At 71.8% G+C, this 20,519-nt stretch carries 17 protein-coding genes; 9 read left to right on the top strand and 8 right to left on the bottom strand.

Going from position 1 to position 20,519, the window contains the following annotated elements; all coding sequences use genetic code 11:
* The first annotated feature begins 40 nt into the window (after positions 1-40).
* A complete protein-coding gene (locus tag KV205_RS10425; RefSeq protein WP_265864066.1) occupies positions 41-1,312 on the top strand; it encodes an ABC transporter substrate-binding protein in 1,272 nt (423 codons plus the stop codon).
* Between the two features lie 61 nt (positions 1,313-1,373).
* Here KV205_RS10425 and KV205_RS10420 read toward each other — a convergent pair whose 3' ends face one another.
* Positions 1,374-2,366, bottom strand: coding sequence for a hypothetical protein (locus KV205_RS10420; RefSeq protein ID WP_265863858.1), 993 nt, complete (start codon positions 2,364-2,366; stop codon positions 1,374-1,376).
* A gap of 382 nt (positions 2,367-2,748) precedes the next feature.
* Entirely contained in the window at positions 2,749-4,131 is a 1,383-nt protein-coding gene (locus KV205_RS10415; RefSeq protein ID WP_265863857.1) for a transcriptional regulator, read from the bottom strand.
* A gap of 321 nt (positions 4,132-4,452) precedes the next feature.
* Here KV205_RS10415 and KV205_RS10410 point away from each other — a divergent pair, with 321 nt between their 5' ends.
* The 4 genes from KV205_RS10410 to KV205_RS10395 all read left to right on the top strand — a co-directional run bounded on the left by KV205_RS10410 (position 4,453) and on the right by KV205_RS10395 (position 8,675).
* Entirely contained in the window at positions 4,453-5,118 is a 666-nt protein-coding gene (locus KV205_RS10410) for a bifunctional DNA primase/polymerase (RefSeq protein WP_265863856.1), read from the top strand.
* A gap of 213 nt (positions 5,119-5,331) precedes the next feature.
* Positions 5,332-6,177, top strand: a complete 846-nt coding sequence (locus KV205_RS10405) for an ABC transporter ATP-binding protein (protein ID WP_265863855.1) — start codon at positions 5,332-5,334, stop codon at positions 6,175-6,177.
* Entirely contained in the window at positions 6,174-7,799 is a 1,626-nt protein-coding gene (locus KV205_RS10400) for a transporter (RefSeq protein WP_265863854.1), read from the top strand. Before KV205_RS10405 ends, KV205_RS10400 begins: the two co-directional genes overlap by 4 nt.
* 405 nt (positions 7,800-8,204) lie before the next feature.
* Positions 8,205-8,675: a subtilase-type protease inhibitor gene (locus KV205_RS10395; protein ID WP_265863853.1), complete on the top strand. Its 471-nt coding sequence runs from the start codon at positions 8,205-8,207 to the stop codon at positions 8,673-8,675.
* Between the two features lie 25 nt (positions 8,676-8,700).
* On the opposite strand, the gene KV205_RS10390 is transcribed toward KV205_RS10395, so the two are convergent.
* Positions 8,701-9,120 (bottom strand): hypothetical protein, encoded by a 420-nt coding sequence (locus KV205_RS10390; protein ID WP_265863852.1) that lies wholly within the window; start codon positions 9,118-9,120, stop codon positions 8,701-8,703.
* 83 nt (positions 9,121-9,203) lie between these two features.
* On the opposite strand from KV205_RS10390, the gene KV205_RS10385 reads away from it, so the two are divergent.
* The 3 genes from KV205_RS10385 to KV205_RS10375 all read left to right on the top strand — a co-directional run bounded on the left by KV205_RS10385 (position 9,204) and on the right by KV205_RS10375 (position 11,511).
* On the top strand, positions 9,204-10,013 hold the full coding sequence (locus tag KV205_RS10385; protein WP_265863851.1) for a helix-turn-helix transcriptional regulator: 810 nt from the start codon (positions 9,204-9,206) through the stop codon (positions 10,011-10,013).
* A complete protein-coding gene (locus tag KV205_RS10380) occupies positions 10,010-10,189 on the top strand; it encodes a DUF397 domain-containing protein (protein WP_265863850.1) in 180 nt (59 codons plus the stop codon). The genes KV205_RS10385 and KV205_RS10380 overlap by 4 nt, the downstream gene beginning before the upstream one ends.
* Before the next feature lie 92 nt (positions 10,190-10,281).
* Entirely contained in the window at positions 10,282-11,511 is a 1,230-nt protein-coding gene (locus KV205_RS10375; protein WP_265863849.1) for a hypothetical protein, read from the top strand.
* A gap of 31 nt (positions 11,512-11,542) precedes the next feature.
* Here KV205_RS10375 and KV205_RS10370 read toward each other — a convergent pair whose 3' ends face one another.
* The 4 genes from KV205_RS10370 to KV205_RS10355 form a co-directional block, all read right to left on the bottom strand.
* Complete coding sequence (locus tag KV205_RS10370) at positions 11,543-12,478, bottom strand: helix-turn-helix domain-containing GNAT family N-acetyltransferase (RefSeq protein ID WP_265863848.1); 936 nt, start codon at positions 12,476-12,478, stop codon at positions 11,543-11,545.
* A gap of 81 nt (positions 12,479-12,559) precedes the next feature.
* Positions 12,560-13,426, bottom strand: a complete 867-nt coding sequence (locus KV205_RS10365) for a N,N-dimethylformamidase beta subunit family domain-containing protein (RefSeq protein WP_265863847.1) — start codon at positions 13,424-13,426, stop codon at positions 12,560-12,562.
* 70 nt (positions 13,427-13,496) lie between these two features.
* Complete coding sequence (locus tag KV205_RS10360) at positions 13,497-14,351, bottom strand: alpha/beta fold hydrolase (RefSeq protein ID WP_265863846.1); 855 nt, start codon at positions 14,349-14,351, stop codon at positions 13,497-13,499.
* 576 nt (positions 14,352-14,927) lie between these two features.
* Entirely contained in the window at positions 14,928-15,620 is a 693-nt protein-coding gene (locus tag KV205_RS10355) for a metal-dependent transcriptional regulator (protein WP_265863845.1), read from the bottom strand.
* 150 nt (positions 15,621-15,770) lie between these two features.
* On the opposite strand from KV205_RS10355, the gene KV205_RS10350 reads away from it, so the two are divergent.
* Positions 15,771-16,526, top strand: coding sequence for an SIS domain-containing protein (locus KV205_RS10350; RefSeq protein WP_265863843.1), 756 nt, complete (start codon positions 15,771-15,773; stop codon positions 16,524-16,526).
* Positions 16,527-16,602: 76 nt separating this feature from the next.
* Here KV205_RS10350 and KV205_RS10345 read toward each other — a convergent pair whose 3' ends face one another.
* Positions 16,603-20,247 carry a cell surface protein gene (locus KV205_RS10345; protein ID WP_265863842.1) on the bottom strand — a complete coding sequence of 1,215 codons (3,645 nt, stop codon included), beginning with the start codon at positions 20,245-20,247 and terminating at the stop codon, positions 16,603-16,605.
* Between the last annotated feature and the right edge of the window lie 272 nt (positions 20,248-20,519).

Genomic DNA, 20,519 nt, shown 5'->3' with positions numbered 1-20,519 from the left:
TCACTGCCACGTTACCCGTGGGGCGGAATTGTGCATGCCCATGACCGGTAGGCGACTTACTTCCCTTCTCGCGTACGTCACGACAGCGGCGGCCGCAGCGTCGCTGCTCACCGGCTGCGGCGTACTCCCTGGAGCCACGGGGGGCTCCAGGGAGCCCGTCACCGTCATGACCTGGGCTCCCGACCAGACCCGCGCCACCAATATGCCCGGAATGCCCGCCATGGCCCAGGCCTACGCCCGCTGGGTCAACGCCAACGGCGGCCTCGACGGGCACGAACTCCGCGTCCTGACCTGCAACGATCAGAACACCAACGCGGGCGCCGCCGCCTGCGCCCGCCGCGCCGTCCACGAGGGCGCGGTCGCCGTCGTCGGCTCGTACAGCCAGTTCGGGCGGTCCTTCATGGCCCCGCTGGAGTCGGCGGGCATCCCGTACATCGGCGGCTACGGCATCTCCGAGGACGAGTTCACCAGCTCCCTCTCCTACCCCGTGAACGGCGGCCAGGCCTCGCTCCTCGCCGGGCACGGCATGCAGCTCGCCGAGAGCTGCCGCAAGGTCTCCCTCGTCCGCCCCGACAACATCGCCGGCGACCGGCTGCTCAACCTGCTGAACTCCGGCCTCCGCAAGGCCAGTCACCACGGCGCGGTGGACATCCCGGCGCGCGAGGACTCCGCCGAGTACACCGAGCCGGCCGCCCGCGCCCGTACCAGGGCCGGCTCCGACGAGGGCTGTGTCACCGCCGTCCTCGGCGAGCGCACCCAGACCTTCTTCGACTCGTTCCGCCGCCTGCCCGAGCCCTCCGCGAAGAAGGACGGCGACGCCACCGCCGTCCGGATCTCCTCGGTCCTCGGCAGCGTCGGACAGCCGCTCATCGACCGCTCGGGCGGCGCGCACAGCCCCTTCGAGGGCGCCTACGTCACCGGCTGGTACCCCTCGGCCGACAGCAAGGCCTGGGAGCCGATGCGGAAGGTGATCAAGGAGCACGCCTTCGTCGACAACCGGGTCGACCCGACGGACGCGGGCGTGCAGACCACCTGGATCGCGTACACCGTGCTCAAGCAGGTCGTCGAGTCGCTCGACAGCGACAAGATCACCTCGCTGCAGATCAGCCACGCCCTCAACCAGGGCGCGAAGATCGACACCGGCGGTCTCACCCCGCCGCTGCGCTGGCGCTACGACGACCTCCTCGGCGCCCGCGACTTCCCCCGGATCGTCAACCACGACGTGACCTTCCAGGTGGTACGGGAAGGTCAGCTGGTGGCCCAGAAGCCCGGCTTCGTCGACGTGGGCGAGACGGTCCTGGCCGCGCCGTGACGGTGACGGTGACGGTGACGGTGACGGTGACGGTGACGGCCAGGAGCCTCCCTCAGCTCGCCTACAGCTGGGTGTAGGTGCGCTTCGTCAGTCCGTACTTGTCGGCGGTCGGGTTCCAGAGCCCGGCCGCCTGCTTCTTGGCGGCCGTGGCCTCCTGGCTCTTCTTGTCGGCCTCGTTGGTCTGGCTGGTGTTGCGGGCGCGGTCGTCCTTGCAGACCTTCTTGTTGCTCTTCGCCTGGTCCGCCCACAGCGCGTAGTGGTCGTCGGCGGAGGCCGAGGCCTGCCAGGCCTTGACGAGCGCGGCGGACAGGGCCGCGTTGTTCGGCAGCTTGTCGATGGTCAGGCCCTGGAGGCGGGTGACCAGTTCGCGCCGCTGCTTGGCCGCGCCGCGCAGATCGCTCGCCGCCCCGTCGAGGTTCTCGCACTTCCGGATCGACGCGACAGCGCTGATCACCGCGTCACGGCTGTTGTTGCTGTCCGCGAGGAGCTTGTCGAGCTCCTCGGCCTGGCCCTTGGCCGGGTCGGCCGCCGGCTCGCCCGACGGCTGGCCGGACGGCGCGGCGGAGCTCGCGGCGACGTTCTGGTCGCCCTTCCCGGTCGCGTTGTCCTTCGTGTCGTCGTCCCCGCCGCTGAGCAGCATGCCCGCGCCGAGGCCGACCACCGCGCAGCCGATGACGACGGCGGCGATCAGCGCGACCGGCGACTTGCGGCGCGGCGGCTCGGGCTCGTCGTCGTAGTAGGCGTCCTGGTAGGCCTGCTGCTGGTACTGCTGCGGAGGCTGCTGGTAGCCGTACCCGGGCTGCTGCTGGTGCTGCGGCGCAGGCGGCTGGTGCGGGTAGCCGTACCCGGGCGCGGGGGCCGGGGCCTGCGGCGGGTTCGGGGTCTCGCTGCGGAAGAGGTTGTCGAAGTCGGCCAGCGGCGGCCGCTCACCCGGTACGGGCGCGATGTACTGGGTCGCGGCCTCCTGCGGGGCCTGCGGCATCGGCGGCTGCTGCGGCGGCGGCACCGGCGGCAGGTACTGCGTCGCCTGGTCCTGCTGGGGCTGCGGCGGCACCGGCGCGATGTACTGCGTCGCCTGCGCGTCCGGCCCCGGGTACCCGTACCCCGGCTGGGGCTGGGGCTGAGGCTGGGGGTACCCGTACGCGGGCTGTCCCCCTGGGCCTTGCGGCCCGGGAGGTGCCCCCAGCGGCGGGACCGGCGGCAGGTACTGCGTGGCCTGGGCGTCCGAGGGGCCACCAGGGGTCACCTCAGGGGGGAGGGGCTGAGCGGCCGGATAGTGCTGCTCCGGCCCCTGTCCGCTGTGCGTCACCGGGACTCCTACTGATGGACCTACGAAATCGTCGGTTCACGCTACCGGGTGCGCCAAGGCGTCCGCACACACGTGTGACAGAGGTGTGACGTTCACCGCTCCGCCATCCCGCCGCCCCCGCCGGCCCTCACGCCGCGTGCAGATCGAGCCGCGCACCGAACTCGCGGACCGCCGCCTCCGCCGCGTACGGCTCAAGGCGGTCGCGGAGGTCGCCGAGGTACTCGACGCCCCGGCTGGACCGCAGGGTTCCGAGGAGTTCCAGGGCCCGGGTACCGGTCTGGCAGGCCTCCTCGACCTCGCGCTGCTGGACCTGGGCGGCGGCGAGCAGGGCGAGCCCGATCGCCCGGCGGCGGGCCCGCGACGCGGGGTGCCCGGCGAGCGAGCGCTCGGCCGCGCGGGCCGCCTCGTGCGCCTGCCCCAGGTCGCGGTGGCAGTGCGCCAGCTCGTCCGCCAGATAGGCCTCGTCGAAGTGGGCGATCCAGACCGGGTCGTCGCCCGACTCCGGGTCCGCCCGGTCCAGGGCCTCCTCGGCGCGCGCCGCGACGTGCGCGAAGGAGCGGGCGTCGCCGAGCAGCGCGTGCCCGCGCGCCTCCGCCGCCAGGAACATCGCCTCCGCGCGCGGCGGCACCTGCCCCCGGGCGCCCTCCTGCGCGGCCCGGGCGAGCTGCGCGATCTCGCGCGGGTTGCCGAGCTGGGCGGCGAGGTGGCTCATGGACGCGGCGAGCACGTAACCGCCGTACGCCCGGTCACCGGCGGCCTGCGCGAGCCGCAGGGCCTGGATGTAGTAGCGCTGGGCGAGCCCGGCCTGCCCGGTGTCCACGGCCATGTAGCCGGCCAGCTCGGTCAGCCGCGCGGCCGCCGCGAACAACTCGCGCCCCACCGCCTCCCGGTAGGAGCCGGACAGCATCCCGGACACCACGCTGTTGAGGTAGTGGACGAGCACCGGCCGCACGTGCCCGCTGCCGAACTGCCGGTCCAGCTCGACCAGCGCACCGGTCATCGCCCGGACCGCCGCGACGTCCGAGGCGCCGACCCGCGCCCCGGCGTGCCGCGCGACCTGCGGGTCGGCGCCGGTGATCAGCCAGTCGCGGCTGGGCTCGACGAGCGCGGACGCGGCGACCGTGGACCCGGACAGGAAGTCCCGCCGCCCGACGTCGCTCCGCCACAGCTCGCAGACCTGCTCGATCGCCCCGAGCACGGTCGGCGCGAACTGCAGACCGACCCCCGAGGCGAGATTGCGCCCGTTGGCCATCCCCACCTCGTCGATGGTGACCGTCCGCCCGAGCTTGCGCCCGAGGGCCTCGGCGATGATGCCGGGCGCCCGGCCGCGCGGCTGCTGCCCGCGCAGCCAGCGCGCCACGGACGTCTTGTCGTACCGCAGGTCGAGGCCGCGCTCCGCGCCGACCATGTTGACCCTGCGGGCGAGGCCGGCGTTGGAGCACCCGGCCTCCTGGATGAGCGCCTGCAGCCGTTCGTTGGGCTGGCGGGCGACGAGTGGCCTGGCTGCCATGGTGAACCCCCTGAGGCCGGTGCGGTGATCGGCTCCGGCCCTTGAGCGCGGTGACGGAACGGCTGATCACTGCCCGGCGGATATCCGGTCAATGCCGATGTGAACACGCGAAACCGGACACGCCGGTCGACACGACCGCACAGCGGCCCGGCGCCGACGCCCCCCGTCCCCTTCCGTACCCGCCCGCCGCTCCCCGGTCCCCCGCGCGCCCCCGCCCGTGCACCTGTGCGCCCCACATGCAGGATCGATGCGCCACACCGCTGTCCACGACGCCCGTAACCCCAGGTGACGTGGGGAGTTGTCTTCGACGTGGAAGAGACCATGGGAGTCACGGAAGCCGCACAGATCCCCAAGCAGCGGGGCGAGCTGCTGCTGGACAACGCGGTGCGGTACGCGGAAGAGCGGCACTGGGACGTGTTCCCCGGGACCTGGCTGGAGGCGGTCGAGGGCAGGGAGCGCTGCTCCTGCGGCGCCGAGGACTGCCCGGCGCCCGGCGCGCACGCGGCCCGTCCCGACTGGTCGACGCAGGCGACGGGCAGCGCCGTGGGGGCGCGGCGGATGTGGTCGAAGCAGCCGAAGGCGTCGATCCTGCTGCCCACCGGCCGTACCTTCGACGCGATCGAGGTCCCCGAGTCGGCCGGCTTCCTCGCCCTGGCCCGGATGGAGCGGATGGAGCTGACGCTCGGCCCGGTGACCTGCACGCCGGACCGCCGGATGTACTTCTTCGTGCTGCCGGGCGCCGCGGTGAAGGTGCCGGACCTGGTGCGGAAGCTGGGCTGGGTGCCGTCGTCGATCGATCTCACCACCCGCGGCGAGGGTTTCTACGTGGCCGCCCCGCCCACCCGCGTCGGCGGGTCGGGCGCGGTGCAGTGGGCCCGCAAGCCCACGCCGGCCAACCGCTGGCTGCCGGACGCGGAGGAGCTGATCAGCCCGCTCGCGTACGCGTGCGGCCGAGAGGCCGCGGACACCCGGACGCGCCGGTCCTAGAGCCGGGCGCGCCGGTCCTGGAGCCGTTCGCGCCGGTCCCGGAGTCGGTCCCGGGACCGGAGGCGTCCGGACGGACCTCGGTGGGCGGTCCGTTGCCCGGTTCCGGCAATGTCCGGGGGCGGGTCGTGGCCGTGTCCTGGCCATGTGGCGCGATCACGTTCAGCCGTAAGGTGGTTTCCGACTACACGGGGACAACCGAAGGGTTGACGCAGCATGGTGCCTGACCAGGCATTCGAGGGAGAGTTCGCGGCGGCGGGCGGTGCACCGGAACACGGTGCGCCGCCCGCTGTACATGTCGAGGGGCTCTGGAAGCGTTTCGGACAGCAGATCGCGGTCAACGGCATCGATCTCGTCCTGCCGGCAGGCAAGTTCATCGGTCTCGTCGGCCCGAACGGCGCCGGCAAGACCACCACCCTGTCGATGATCACCGGTCTGCTGCGGCCCGACGCCGGACGCATCCGGGTGGCCGGCCACGACGTGTGGGCCGACCCCGAGTCCGTCGCCCAGGTGAAGGCCCGGATCGGCATCCTGCCCGAGGGCCTGCGGCTCTTCGAGCGCCTCTCGGGCCGTGAACTCCTCGCGTACAGCGGCCGGCTGCGGGGGCTGCCGGGTGCCGAGGTCGACAAGCGGGCGACGCAGCTGCTCGACGTGCTCGACCTGGCCGGCGCGCAGCACAAGCTGGTCGTGGACTACTCGACCGGCATGCGCAAGAAGATCGGTCTCGCGGCGGCGCTGCTCCACAACCCGGAAGTGCTGTTCCTGGACGAGCCGTTCGAGGGCGTCGACCCGGTGTCGGCGCAGACCATCCGCGGTGTCCTGGAGCGCTACACCTCCTCCGGCGCCACCGTCGTCTTCTCCAGCCACGTCATGGAGCTGGTGGAGTCGCTGTGCGACTGGGTGGCCGTGATGGCCGCCGGCCAGATCCGCGCGCAGGGCCCGCTGGAGCGGGTACGGGGCGAGGCGCCGTCGCTGCAGGCCGCGTTCCTCGAACTGGTCGGCGCGAACGGGCGGGACGCCGGCGAGTCGCTGGACTGGCTGGGCGGCGGTTCGGCCCGATGAGCACCACCACGACTTCCGTGGCAGTACCGTCCCTGACCTCGGTCTTCGTACGGCTCAAGCTGTCGCTCCTGAAGAACGGCCTGAAGCAGTCGGGCGGTCGGACCGCCGCCTATGTCGCGTCGATCGTCGTGTCGGCGCTCTTCGCCGCCGGTATGACGCTCGCCTTCCTGCTGCTGCGCGGCAGCGCCGACGCCGCCCTCGTGACGGTCCTGATCGCGGGCGTGCTCGCGCTGTCCTGGACGTTCATGCCGCTGTTCGTGCCGAGCGGCGACGAGACCCTCGACCCGTCGCGCCTGACGATGCTGCCGCTGCGGCCGCAGCCGCTCGTCCGCGCGCTGCTCGTGGCCTCGCTGGTCGGCGTCGGCCCGGTCCTCACGCTGTGCCTCGCGGTCGGCTCGGCCCTCGCGCTCGCGCACGGCCCGGCCGGCGTGATCGTCGCCGTGCTCGCCGTACCGCTGCTCGTCCTCGGCTGCGTGGCGCTCTCGCGGTCCGTGGCAGCCGCGAACGTACGCCTCCTCACCTCCCGCAAGGGCCGCGACCTGGCCGTGCTCTCCGGCCTGGTCATCGCGGTCGGCATGCAGCTGGTCAACTTCGGCGCCCAGCGGCTCAGCCGGGCGGGCGGCCTCTCCAGCCTCGAACCGGCCGCCGAGTTCGTCGGCTGGCTGCCGCCCGCGTCCGCGATCTCCGCGATCGACGCGGCGAGCACCGGCGACTACGCGGTCGCCGCCGCCAAGCTGCTGCTCTCGGCCGCGGCCCTGGCCGGCCTCGTGTACTGGTGGCAGCGCTCGCTGGTCCGCCTGATGGTCGAGCCGGACGGCTCCACCATCGGCGCCGCCGCCGACTCCGCCGCCAAGGACAAGTCGGCCTCATCCGGCCTCCTCGGCCGCATCCTGCCCGGCGGGCGCACCGGCACGGTCATGGAGCGCAGCCTGCGCTACATCTGGCGCGACCCGAAGACCAAGGGCGCGTGGGTGACCTCGCTGGCGATCGGCCTGATCGTCCCGCTCTTCAACGCGATGCAGGGCACCGGCTCGCTGTACTTCGCCTGCTTCGCCACCGGCATGCTCGGCGTGCAGATGTACAACCAGTTCGGCCAGGACACCTCCGCCTTCTGGATGGTCGCCCAGACCATCTCGACGCCCGCCGACGCGTACGCCGAACTCCGCGCCCGCGCCCTGGCCATACTGATGGTCACCCTGCCGTACACGCTCCTCGTGGTCGTCGCCACCGCCGCCGTCCTCGGCGACTGGGGATCCTTCCCCGAGGCGCTCGGCACGGCGCTCGCGCTGCTCGGCGCGATGATGGCGACGGGCGCGTTCGCCTCGGCGAACTTCCCGTACTCGATCCCCCAGGACAGCGCGTACAAGAACGTCGCGCCCGGGCAGGGCGGCCTCGCCTGGATCTCCATCTTCGGCGGCATGATCGCGGGCGCGATGCTCTGCGCCCCGGTCATCGTCGCCAACGTCGTCCTCCACCTCACGGACCAGGAGTCCCTCCTCTGGCTCCTCCTCCCGGGCGGCCTGCTGTACGGCGCGCTCCTCGTCTGGGGCGGCCTGAAGCTGGCGGCCCCGCGGGTGGCGAGCCGGCTGCCGGAGATCCTGGCGGCGGTGAGCAAGGGCTGAGCCCGTAGCTGGAGCCGTCTGTACGTCGTGGGGCCCGGTCCGGGGATGCGGACCGGGCCCCACGGCGTTCCGTGGCCCTCCGCGACCTCCCGAGGGCGGCGGTTCCGGACGATCATGGAAACGACCGTTTCGGAATCGTCGCAGGTCAGACGATTGTTTCGGCTTGTACGGCCCTGGCGCGCGACCCGTCCGGAGAGCGGAACACCGCCTCCCAACTGCCCGAACGACCAGTCGGTCGCAAGGCGGGGCGACTCGCACACGCGTGCGGCCGGATCCTTGCGACCGGATGTGCGATCACGTTCCGCGTCGACAAGACTCCGGACCGCAGTCGACGGACGCCGCGCCTGACCATCGCGGCCGAGCCGTCGACCCGCATCCCCCGATACCCCGTGAAGGGACAGCCCCGTGCGTTACTTCCGTACCCTCGGCGCGACCGCGTTCGCCACCGCGACCGGCCTCGCCCTGCTCAGCACCGCGTTCACCGGCTCGGCCACCGCCGAACCCGTCTCCGCGGACTCCGCCACGACGCCCGGCCTGTACGCGCCGACGGCCCTGGTCCTCACCGTCGGCCAGGGCGAACACCGCAGCTCCGCCACGATCGTCCGCGCGGTCACCCTCGCCTGCTCCCCGACCCCCTCCGGCACCCACCCGGCCCCGGTCGAGGCCTGCCGCGAACTCACCGAGGCGAAGGGCGACTTCACCCGCCTGGGTACGGATTCGGGCTCGCGCCACCGCCCCTGTACGCGCGAGTGGGAACCGGTCACGGTCACCGGCGACGGCGTCTGGCAGGGCAAGCGGGTCCGCTGGACGGCGACGTACGGCAACGGCTGCGAGCTGCGCGCGGCGACGGGCGAGGGCACGGTCTTCGCGTTCTGATCCGGCGGCCGTCCGCGCCCTCGCCCTACGCGAGCGCGCGGACGGCCATCTCGCACAGCAACCCCGGCTCCACGAACGGCTCCTCCTCGGTCGGCCGCGACCGCCACCCGAGCGGCCACGTCACCCCGTACAGCGCCGGAATCCCGACAAAGGCCTCCCCGCCGCCGGCGCCCCCGCTCCGGCCCAACGCCCGGGCCGGAGCGGGCCACGCGTGCCCGGCGGCCGCGCCTGGCGGGAGCAGAAAGTAGTGGTACTGCGGCCCCGTCTCGGCGCGCACGATGGGCCCGGCACGGAAGTCCGTGAACTCCATGAGCCGGTACGCCACGTCCTCCCCGAGGAACCCGGCGATGCGGACGGCGTCGAAGTGGACGCCGACGTGACGGAGAGCGTGCCCGGTCGCGGGTACCCAATGGGGCAGCGTGTCAAGTGACTTGCGCGAATTCATGCGGTCAGCTTGGTGGCCCCGCTGTACTTGTGACCAGCGCCACAGGCACCTTGTGGCGGACTGTGAGATCAGGGAGGTCGGGTGTGAGCAAGGTGAGCCCAGGGGCCGCGAAGGCCTTCGGGAGGCTGCTGCGCTTCTACCGGGAGCGGGCTGGTGTTTCGCAGGAGAAGCTGGGGTTGGCGACCGGGTATTCCAAGTCTCAGGTGGCCATGATTGAGCGCGGCGAGCGCAAGGCAAGCGCGAGTTTCGTCGAAACGTCAGACCCCTTCCTAGGTGCACAGGGTGCACTGCTTGAGGTCGCGGAGGAGGTGACGGAGAGCGGTGTAGCAGCGTGGTTCGAGGACTACTTGGAGGAGGAGCTGAAGGCCACGGCCATCCACAAGTACGACAACCACCTCGTCCCCGGGCTGCTCCAGACCTCCGACTACGCGCGCGCAGTCTTCGAAAGCGCCGTCCCGGCGTTGGACGACGACGAGATCGTGCCGCACGTCACCGCTCGCATGGAGCGGCAGAAGCTGTTCTTCCGTACACCTGCGCCGCTGGTCACCTTCGTCCTGGAGAAGTCGGCACTCACCAAGCCGCTCGGCGGCAAGGAGGTCCTCCGGAAGTGCCTTCTGCAGGTACGCGAGCGCGCAGACCTGCGCAACGTCACCATCCAGGTCATGCCGGACGGCCGCGAGACCCACGCAGGGCTCAGCGGGCCCTTCACCCTGCTGGAGAGCGACGAGGGACGGAAGCAGCTCGTCTATGTCGAGGGGCAAGTCGGACGGTACTTTCTCAGCGAACAGCCCGACATGGGGGTCGTTTTCGCCCGCTACAGCATGCTGCGGGCGCAGGCCCTCACGCCGGAGGACTCCGTACGACTGATCGAACAGGTGGCACGAGAGCTATGAGCAGCGACCTCAACTGGTTCAAGAGCAGCTACAGCAGCGAGCAGGGCGGTGACTGCGTCGAGGTCGCCGCCTGCCCCCACGCCGTTCACGTCCGCGACTCCAAGGACACCGCCCTCCCCTCCCTCACCCTCTCCCCCACCGCCTGGGCGGCGTTCGTCGACTCCGCCGCCCGCTGACGCGGGGACGACTCCCCGACGACCGGGAACCGCCGGGCCTTAGGCTCGGTGGTTCCTGATCGTTTTCAGTGTCACCGTCCGAGGAGTCGTACGTGATCAAGCTCGCTTCCCCCGTCAGACCGGTCCTCGTCGCCGGCGCGCCGCTCGCCACCGAGGCGGCCGTCGCGCAGGCGATCTACTGGGACCCGGTCGACCAGCTCTGGTACGTGTCGCAGAGCGACGGCACGCCGGGGAACGAGACCCGCGTCATCATTTCGCGGTACACCGTGGACGGGACCCCCAAGGACGCGATGTACCTCGTCAACTCGGGGCACGGGGTGAGCCTGGGGGTCGAGCAGACCCCCACCGGGGTCCACGTCTGGACCGACGCCCTGCCGGACGGCGGCTGGGCGACGGCACTGGCCCGCGTACCGTACGTGCCCGGCAGCAACACCCCCGGCACCGAGGTGGACGTCTCCGCCTCGTCCGTCACCACCTTCCGGCCGCGCACCGGTGTCTTCCGGGTCTCGGCGAAGATCGACCCGACCCGGAACGAGCTGATCTTCCGCTGGCAGTCGGACGACAAGTCGTCCGGCACCGCCTCCGGCGGCTATGACCGCTACGACCTGGCGGCCGCCGCTGCCGGAACGTTCACTCCGCTGCAGACGGTGGCCTTCGGCCCCTCCGGGAAGACCCTTCAGGGCTACACCAGCCTGGACGGCCACCTGTACCAGTACTACGGCCAGCAGGAGGTCGACAACGCGACCGTGACCTGCACGGACTGGGCGACCGGCGTCCAGCTGCAGTCCGTCCTGCTCAGGGACTTCCCCGGGCTCAACAACCGGGAGCCGGAAGGGCTCTGCACGTACGTGGGCACGCCCGGCGACCCGGTCGGCTCACCCGGCACCGTCGCCTTCGGCATCGCCGCCAAGCCCGCGACCGGGCGGCAGATCAACATCGCGCGCTTCCCGCACGCGGGCACGAACCCGTGGGTGAAGGTCCCGTACGACACCGCGCTCTACCAGCCGAACAGCGCCAACTACGACCCGCAGTACCGGATATCGGGCGACCAGGTGCACGTGCACTTCTCGCTGTCGAAGAAGCCCGTGCCGCCGTCCACCACCGTTCCCGCGTGGGGGCAGACGGAGACGCTGTTCGTGCTGCCGCCGCAGGCCCGGCCGCACCGGACGCAGCGGCTGGTCGGCGTGGTGAGCGGGGGTGCGGTGGACGGGGACACGCAGACCGTGCGGTTCGAGGTGACGACCGACGGCGCGGTGACCCTCTTCGACGAGCGGAACCTGGTCGGCTGGGTCGGCGGCGACTTCTCCTTCTGGCTCTGCTGAGACCGGGAGGGGTGACGGCCCGGATGCTGTCCTACAGCGTCAGGCGCCAGTCCTGGCCCACCAAGTCCTGGCCATAGCTGTGGTGTGGCTTCTCCGCGACGAGCTCGAAGCCGGCCCGGGTGTAGATCTTGCGCGCGGCGGCGAGCACGTCGTTGGTCCACAGCACCAGCTCGCGGTAGCCGGCCTCCCGCGCGAACTGGATGCACGTGTGGACGAGTCGGTCCCCGAGCCCGTATCCGCGCGCCGCCGGGTCCAGCAGGAGCAGCCGCAGCCGGGCGGTGTCCGGAGCCGCGTCCCGTACGCACATCACGCTGCCGACCGGTCTGCCGTCCAGCTCGGCGATCCACACCCGCTCAAGGAGCGGGTCATGGTCCTCGGCGAAGTCGGCGACGATCCGCGCCACCAGGGCCTCGAAGTCGGCGTCCCAGCCGAACTCCCGGGCGTACAGCGCCCCGTGCGCCTGGACGATCCACCCCAGCTCCCCGGGGGCCGGCTCGCGCAGCCGGATCTCCGACCGGGCGGGCGGGCCGGTGAGCGTGGCGCGCACCGTGCGCAGCGCCTCGGTCAGATTCCGGATCCTGACCCCGCCGCGGCCGCGCAGCAGGTCGGAAATGGCCTCCTTGGACCGCTCGTCCAGCTCGGCCGCCGCGGCCCGCCCGGCCTCGGTCAGCCGGACCTGATGGTGGCGCGCGTCGTCGGCGTACCGCTCCCGGGTGATCAGCCCCTGCTCCTCGAACCGGCTGAGCATCCGGCTCAGGTGCGACGCCGCTAGCCCCAGATCCTGGCGGATGCTCTGGACGTGGGTGCGGTCGCGGCGCGCGAGCTCGTAAAGCACCCGCGCCTCGGTGAGGGAGTACGGGGTGCGGAGCTTCTCCGGGTAGTCCAGCGCGCCGATGAGCCGGGTGTACACGCGGTTGAACTCCCGCACCTCGGACACCGCCGCCTCGATGTCGTCCAGGCCACCCATGGTTCCACCCTCTTCCCCACGAATTGCTTGACCCAATACTTGCTCTGAGTCAAGCATTTCGCAAGCGGCAGGTGCTCCGACTCACGAGGGCGTGGTGGCGCGGCGCCCGGCCGGCAGCACGCCGTCGAGGAGCGCGGCGGCCTGCCGGCGGGCCTCCGGGTCGATGTGGCCGGGCTCGGCCAGGGCCAGCGGGCGGCGCAGCGCCACGGATCCGGGGACGGCGGCCGAGGAGTGGACGACGGCGCGGTGGCGGCGCGGGTCGACCCGGCGGGCCCGTACGTCCTCCTCGGTGGCGTACGTGACGTCGTAACCGGCCTCCTCCAGCCAGCGGTAGGCGCTGACCTCGGCGCCGAAGGCCGCGGGCATGCCGAGGCCGGGGTGGGGGCGCGGGCCCGGGTAGGCGAGGGGGACGACGGCGAGGACGTCGGAGCAGCGGGCGGGTTCGCGGACGACGAAGGGGGCGTAGGCGCGGTAGCCGTCGGCGGTGAGGACGGCGAGGAAGACGCCGGACACCCAGGTGCCGGGGACGGGCAGCCGCCAGGGGCGGTCGACGGGGACCTCGGCGGCCGTGTGGAGGAGGCGGGAGCGCTCGCCGCCGTAGAACCCGAAGCGGTGGATCTCGATCTCGCAGGTACGGGCGGTGCGGGCGGTGGTCGTCGCCGACAGGTGGAGGGTGAGGGTCTCGCCGGGCGCGACGGACGCGGAGGCGGGGCGGCCCTGGATCTGGGGCCGGCGGAGGTCCACCCCGCGGGTCTCCTTGGCGCCGATGATCCAGCGGCCGGAGCCGGGATTCCGGTTCTCCCGTACGACGGGGTTGTCGCCGGTACGGGGCGGCGCGGGGGCGGCAGCGGCCGGCCCGGACGTCAGCACGGCGGACGCGGCGCCCGCCGCACCCGCCGCGATCAGGACCGTACGGCGGGTGGGCCCCACCGGAAGTCTGCTTGTCATGGAACGATCATCGTATGGGCGCGGCAGCCCTGTCGATCACGCCCACCGGGGCCGTCATCGACCGGGGCCGTCATGAGGTGAGGACGCCGTTCAGGAACGGGGCGACGGCCTCCCACCACGCGTCGGCGTGCTCGTAGTGGAGGAGGTGGCCGGCGTCGGGGATCTCCGCGTACGCCCCGTGGGGCAACACCCTGACCATCTCCTGGGCCTCGGCGCGGCCCAGTTCGCCGTCGAGGCCGCGGACGACGAGGGTGGGGCAGCGGACCTGGGCGAGCGAGTCCCAGTGGGCGTCGTGGACCCAGGTCTCGCGGGAGGTGAGCATCTGGGCGGGGTCGAAGACCGGGCCCCAGCCGCCGTCGGGCCGCTCGGTCATCACCTCGGCGAAGAAGGCGCCACGGGCCGGGTTCGGGCGCTCCACCCACGGGTCGTCCTCGCCGAACCACTGGCGGACGGCGTCGAGGGAGGGGAACGGGGTCGGCCAGCGGCGGAACCAGTCCTGCCACTCGCGCTGCGAGGCCGCGCCGAGCGCGGAGGCCCGCATGTCGCAGATGACGAGCGCGTGCACCAGGTCGGGGTGCTCGGCGGCCAGCTGCCAGGCGGTGAGGGCGCCCATGGAGTGCCCGACGAGGGTCACCGGGCCGAGCCCGAGCCGCTCGACGGCGGCGAGCGCGTCCGCGACGTACGCCTCGCGCGTGAAGGGGCCGGACACGGGCTTCTCGCTCGCGCCGTGGCCGCGCTGGTCGAGGGCGATCGTGCGGTGCCGGGCCGCGAGCCGGCCGGCCGCCGGGGCCCAGTGGGAGGCACGGCCCATCAACCCGTGGAGCAGTAACACGCCCGGCCCGGTCTGCGGTGCCGTCCGTTCCGTGAAGTCCCAGGCCGCCAGGCGTACGCCGTCGGCTCCCGTGACGTCGAGTCGTCGCACCATGCTGCTCGGCACCCCCTCTTTCCCGTGGAACTGCGCCAGACTATCGAACCTGTATTCGAAAATGCGCTTCTGCCGCTCAACACCCCACGTTCGAGTGACAGCGCTCAAGGATTGACGGCTGCGGCCGAGGGGAGATCTTTTGCGGGAGGCGGACCGCTCGGGGAAAACGGTCCGAGGGGATTGACCCTGGGAGCTCGGGGCTCCGGGTCAGCACAGGGGAGGACGGACCCCGGCGCCTGCGGGCGCCGGGGTTCTTCGTCTCGTCCCTCGTCTCATGGGCGACGACCCTCATCGCACCAGCGTGGCACGGGAGGGCCTGCGGGCGTGGCGATTCCGCCGTAAAACGGGCCCGGCGTGAACCGGGCGCGTCAACGGGGCGCGTCAACGCGTCCGGGCGCGAGGCGGCGCCGCGCGCCGTGCGCCGGGCGGCAACCGGGTCGGGGCGCCGGGGCCGCAGCGGGCCGGGCGGCAACGCGCGGGGCGCCGCCCTTCGCAGCCGGCCCGTGGCACCCGGCCGCCTGGCGTCAGCCCTCGGCGGCACCTGGCCCGGCGTCAGCCTCGGCGTCAGCCTCGGCGTCAGCGCTTGGCGACGAAGACGTGCGCCGCGACCTCGCTGTCCAGCTCGGCGGCCTCGCCGCTGCTGCCCACGAGGACACCGCCCGGCGACTCCGTCACCGACACCACGGAACCGGGCTGCACGCCCGCGCGCCGCAGCGTGTACATCAGCTGGGCGTCCGTCTGGATCGGCTCGCCGATGCGGCGGACGATCACGGTCTTGCCCTCGCCGCCGGCCTCCAGGTCGGCGAGCGAGACCATCGAGTCGTCGAGGAAGGACTCCGCCTCGGCCTTCTCGCCCAGCTCCTCCAGGCCCGGGATCGGGTTGCCGTACGGCGACTCCGTCGGGTGGCGGAGGAGCTCCAGGACGCGGCGCTCCACGGCCTCGCTCATCACGTGCTCCCAGCGGCAGGCCTCGGCGTGGACCTGCTCCCACTCCAGACCGATCACGTCGACGAGCAGGCACTCGGCCAGCCGGTGCTTGCGCATCACCCGGGTGGCCAGGCGGCGGCCCTCGTCCGTGAGCTCCAGGTGGCGGTCGCTCGCGACGGCCACCAGGCCGTCGCGCTCCATGCGGGCCACGGTCTGGCTCACGGTCGGACCGCTCTGGTCCAGCCGCTCGGCGATCCGGGCGCGCATGGGGACCACACCTTCTTCCTCGAGCTCAAGGATGGTGCGGAGATACATCTCCGTGGTGTCGATCAGTCCGGACATACGTGCCCCTCGATGAGTCGTGCGCTGGCCCTGCACCAATTCTGACGCATCCCACCTACAACCGGGGCTCGTCGGTGCGAGGCGGTATTGACAGAGCAATGGTCCAGACCGCACCGTGATCGGCGACCACGACGAGAAGGAGCCGCCGCCATGGGCGAGAGCAAGCTGGCCGGACAGTTCTTCGACGCCGCGATCGGCCTGCTCCAGAAGGTGCGGGACGAGGACGCGGACGACATCGCGGCCGCGGGCACGGCCATCGCCGAGGCCGTCGCGGCGGGCGGCCGGCTCTTCGCGTTCGGCGCGGGGCACTCCTCGCTCGCCGCCCAGGACGTGGTCTACCGGGCCGGCGGCCTGGCCCTGATGAACCTGCTCGCCGTGCCCGGCGTCGTCGGCGTCGACGTGATGCCTGCGACCCTCGGCTCCGCCCTGGAGCGGGTCGACGGCCTGGCCGGCGCGGTCCTGGACTCCTCCCCGGCCCGGGCCGGCGACGTCCTGATCATCATCTCCCTGTCCGGCCGCAACGCCCTGCCAGTCGAGATGGCGATGAACGCGCGCGCCCTCGGCCTCACCGTGATCGGCGTGACCTCGGTCGCGTACGCCACGGAGACGAAGTCCCGGCACGTCTCCGGTACCTATCTCAAGGACCACTGCGACATCGTCCTCGACTCCAAGATCGCGATCGGCGACGCCGAACTCACCCACGAGGGCATCGAGGCCCCCTTCGCCCCCGCCTCGACCGTCGTCACCAGCGCCCTCATGCAGGCCACCATGGCCGCCGCCGCCGAGGAGCTGGTCCGCCTCGGCATCGAGCCGCCGCTGCTTCGCTCGGGCAACGTGGACGGCGGCCACGAGTGGAACGGCCGCGTGATGACCGAGTACGGCGACCGCATCTTCTTCCGCCACTGATTCCGCCACTGAGACCGGAAACGCACCGGGGGCCGCGGCGAGAACTCGCCGCGGCCCCCGAGTTATGTGTCAGGTCCTAGGAGACGTAGTAGCCGGCGACATCCGCCAGCAGATCCACGGACCCGTTCTTGTTGTAGAAACTCACCTTCCCGTTCACCACGGGCACCACGACGAGGTTGGGGATCGTGGTCCCGGCGGTGAAGTTCAGGTTCGACGCGGAGGTGCGCTGCGTCCCGTCCGGGAAGACGGCCACGAAGCTGCCCGCCGTCGGCGCGACCGCCGTCACGTTCATGACCACGGCCGTCACCCCGGTCGCCGGTATCCCGCCCTGCCCGGCCACCACCAGCGTGACCGTCCCGTCCGGCCCGACCTTCGCCTTCGGCACCCCGAGCCCGCTCCGGGTGTCCATGAGCCGGGTCGGGGCCATCGGCTTGTAGGCGGATCCCGTCGCGTCCATGGTGAAGTAACCGGCCACGTCGGCGATCAGGTCCACGGACCCGTTCTTGTTGTAGAAGGTCACCTTGCCGTCCGCGCCGACGGGGACGACGACGAGGTTGGGGATCGTCTGCCCGGCCGTGAAGTTCAGGTTCGACGCGGACGTACGAGCCGTCCCCGACGGATACACGGACACGAAGCTCCCCGCCGTCGGCCCGGTCGCGGTCACGTTCATGACCACGGCCGTCACCCCGCTCGCCGGCACCCCGCCCTTACCGGTCACCTGGAGGTCGACGCTCTGCCCCGCCCCGACCTTCGCCTTGGCGACCCCGAGCCCGGACCGGGTGTCCATCAGGCGGTTGGGGGTGACGGGCTGGTACGTGGCGCCCGAGCCGTCGGTGACGTAGTAGCCGGCGACATCCGCGATCAGATCGACGGACCCGTTCTTGTTGTAGAACGCGACCTTCCCGTCCGCGCCGACCGGGACGACGACGAGGTTGGGGATCGTCTGCCCGGCGGTGAAGTTGAGGTTCGACGCCGAGGCCCGAGCCGTACCCGACGGATACACGGACACGAAACTGCCCGCCGTCGGCCCGGTCGCGGTCACGTTGAGGACGACGGCACTGACCCCGGCGGACGGAATCCCCTGCCGACCGGTCACCGGGAGGGTGACCGTGCCACCCGGGCCGACTCTCCCCTTCGGCACGCCGAGGCCCGACCGCGTGTCCATCAGGCGGGCCGGCGTGAGCGCCTTGAAGCTGCCGAGGCCGGCGGCGGAGGTCTTGACGACTGTGAACGAGCCGAGCGGAAACACCTTCTCCCCGTCCACCGCCGAAAGGGTCCAGATCCCCACCGGTGCACCGGTCAGATCGAACTCAGCGACGAGCGAACGCCGATCGGCCGCCACGGACACGGTCCTGCCCTCGACCCTCGCGCCCGACGGGTGCTCGATCCGCACCTTGTGATCCGCCTTCAGCGCCGTCCCGGTCATCGTCACCAGCGCCATGGTGTCGCTGGCCCCAGCTCTGGGCGCCACATCGGTGAAGGAGACCTTGTCGGCGCCGCAGACGTTCCGGGTGCAGACGAGTTCGGCGGAGTACGTGCTGTCGGCCGCCCTCTCCGGCATGCCGAGAATCAGGACGGTCGGCTGCGCCGTCCCCGCAGTGCCGCCGACGCTGCACGTGTAGCCCGGTCGCATGTCCTCGCACGAAGCGCCGCCGGCCAGGCCTATCAGCGACGGAATCGGCGGGTAGTAGCCGCGGACCGTGTCGCTGATCCGTGCCTCGAAGGTGTCGCCCGCGAACGTCGGCAGCGCAGCGCACGTGGTGCTGTGCTGCTCGTCGAGAACACCGGTGACGGGACCGTAGCCGTAGCTGACGTTCACGGCCTTCGCGCACTCGGGCGCCGGGCCAGCAGACGTGGCGACACGCACCGCGTCGAAGTGGTACGCCGTCGGCTTGACGGCGCCGTAGCGGTCTCCTGCGAACACAACCTGGTAGCGCGTCGAGCCGCGCGGCGAGCACGCGGATCGCGACGGATAGCAGGCGGTGCTGCCGTCCGGCCGGTAAGCGGCGTGGGTGACGTTGTCGAGGCCGTCACGCACGTTCAAGTGGATCACGTCTCCGGCATCCGCCGCAGTCACCTGTCGGCATCGAAGCACGCCCTGTGGGGCCGGTGTGCTCTCGTAGGAAGGGCCACCGGCGGCCGTGGCCGGTGTGCTCTCACAGCCGCGTGCAGTCGCTGTGATGTCCTTCCTACTGAGGTCGTAGACAATGTGGCCGCCGTTGCCGACGGCGATCACGGTGTGCGCCACGCCGGGTGCGAGCGCGCAGACCTGCCACCCGTCGTACTGCCTGCCCCGGGCGCAGACCTCCCGGCCCTGTTCATCGAACACGGTATAAGCGAGGGTCGAGTTCCATCCGTCGGTGGTACGGACCGTCTGGAAGATCTCCTTAGCGGCATGATCGGCGGCCGGTATCCGCAGGCAGTGAGAAGTCTGTGCGGTCAGATCGAGCAGGACCGCCGGGCTGGTCGGGGTGAAGTCGCCGGACGGCAGAACGGCGCACGTGTTCGGGCCGTCCAAGCGGTACAGCCGGACCGTGTAGGAGCCGCCCGGGTACGGAGAAGCTGTGGCGTACGACGTGTCCTGCGCGTCGACGAGAACGCGGAACGGCGCCTGCCCGGTCAGGGTGCACGCCCCCGAATTCCGGTAGTCGTCACAGACGCTCGCGCCGTTCGCGTCGACAACCATGACCCGGCTGACGTACGGCTGGGCGATGTCCGCGATCGCGGCGATCTTCGCGCCGGCCGGGTACGGCAGCAGGAAGCAGTCACGCTCGCCGAGGGCAGCGAAGGAGCCCGTGTTGGCCCCGAACACGGCCGGGGTGCACCCTTCGGTCGCCGTGGCGTCGAGCACCAGCAGGGGCTTGTTCGTGAAGACCGTATAAGGGCCCGGCGCCGCGAGGGAGCAGTATTCCTCCTTGCCACAGCGGCGCTCGCCCGCGCGGTCGTACACGGAGGAATCCGTAAAGGCGTCTCGCGCGAGCATGATGCTGTACGCGCCCGCCGCAGGGACCGAGAAGGTCTTACACGGCGCGGGCGGGTCCTGCTGGGACGGTGCGGAGCCGTACGAGCCGATGGGCACGGTGGCGCACGGGACCGGGTCGGAGTACCGGCGGACGGTCAGTTCGTACGTGTGCGGATACGCGGTGTTCCAGGGCCTGGTGTGGCCGATGACGCGGTACGGGCCGTCGCCGGGCAGAACGCAGCCCGAGCTGGAGCGCCGGTCGCAGATGTCGGCGCCCGTCTCATCGGTGATCCACTGATAGTCGATGCCGCTGCCCGCGAAGTTCGTCTGCACCCGCTCGCCGGGACGGGCCGCGAAGGGATGGCACACCGCTTCCAGCGAGTGCTCGACGACTCCGGTGATGGGCGGCAGGTCCCAGGACGTGCCGGTCTCCGGGGCGCAGCCGTCCGTCGTGGCGAGCGGGAAGACGGAGACGAAGCCGTGCGCCGGATCGGAGGAGTAGTTGGTGAGCCGCAGCGTGTACGAACCGGCCCTGGGCAGGGGGCAGGACATCACCTCGCCGAACGAATCCCCGTCGATGCACGTGACGGCCGTCGTACCGTCCAGCATGACGGCCCGCATGATGTGCGGATCGGTCTCCACGAGCACCCGGTGCAGGCCCGGCCGGGTCGTGTCGACTGTGAAGCACGTGCTGCCGCCCGCGGACACCTCGGGTATCGGAACCCGGCCCTCGGCGGAGCCGAATCCGGCCAGCTGCAATACCGCGCACTCCTCCCCCTCGGCACCCCCGGCTGGCTGGACCGGAGCCGCCCAGGCCGTCCCGGCGGGGGCGATCAGGGCGAGTAGCAGGGACAGCAGAAGAAAAAGAGCAAGCGGGAGCGAGCGCGCGCGAGAAAGCACGCTGTGGAACATTCCGGTCCCCCCAGGGCGGTGATGTCTCAGTCGGCCGATTCAGCCGCGTCAGCCGCGATGATCGCACAGGCGAGCGACATCGTGGATCGAGTTATCCACAGGGGGTGTTCAAGCCACTC

Origin of the sequence: Streptomyces sp. SKN60 (assembly GCF_026236535.1) — a bacterium.
Taxonomy (GTDB): Bacteria; Actinomycetota; Actinomycetes; order Streptomycetales; family Streptomycetaceae; genus Streptomyces.
This window is presented reverse-complemented; position numbering and strand designations above follow the sequence as displayed.